This window comes from Paraburkholderia piptadeniae (assembly GCF_900007165.1).
GTDB classification, from domain to species: domain Bacteria; phylum Pseudomonadota; class Gammaproteobacteria; order Burkholderiales; family Burkholderiaceae; genus Paraburkholderia; species Paraburkholderia piptadeniae.
The window spans coordinates 1-511 of the sequence record NZ_CYGY02000272.1; the positions used below are offsets into that span (position 1 = coordinate 1).

The following is a 511-nucleotide window of genomic DNA, read 5'->3' on the forward strand; positions in this document are numbered from 1 at the left end:
GACTACATGTATCTGTACCCGGGCTTGCAGAAGGTGGTGCAGGCGGCTGGCCGCGTGATTCGCACGGAGCGCGATCAGGGTGTGGTGCATCTGATCGACGACCGGTATCGGCGTGCCGACGTGCGGCGGTTGTTGCCGCGCTGGTGGCAGGTGCGGTAGGGCAACCCGCCCGTCGCCGCAAGCGCGCCGCCCATGATTTTCTCTGCATCACCGATGCGGCGAGGTCGAGCCTGGATTGGCAGGCGTGCCGGCGCCACCAGCCGGTACGGGGTCGACGGGTATTTGGTTTTCCACCGGCGCATCGCCCCGATGGGCCGCGGCGCTGCGCGCAACGGCACCATCGGCGGGTGGTGTGCGCGTCGGCGTGTTCTTCAGCGTCCCCGCGGACGGCTCGCCTGCTTCAAACTTCGCCGCCGCGCCTTGCGCATCCCACGTCAGCAGATTGCGTTGCGGATTCGAGATCTCGATACCGCGTTCGCTGAAGCGGTCGACGATGCGCCGGTTGAATTCG

General features: G+C 67.1%; 1 protein-coding gene and 1 pseudogene. One reads left to right on the forward strand and one right to left on the reverse strand.

Annotated elements, in window-relative coordinates; genetic code table 11:
• On the forward strand, nt 1-159 hold a 159-nt coding region (locus BN2476_RS45185; protein ID WP_143811274.1), incomplete at its 5' end, for a helicase C-terminal domain-containing protein.
• A gap of 48 nt (nt 160-207) precedes the next feature.
• On the opposite strand, the pseudogene BN2476_RS45190 reads toward BN2476_RS45185, so the two are convergent.
• Nucleotides 208-511: pseudogene (locus BN2476_RS45190) on the reverse strand (mechanosensitive ion channel protein); the annotation flags it as partial.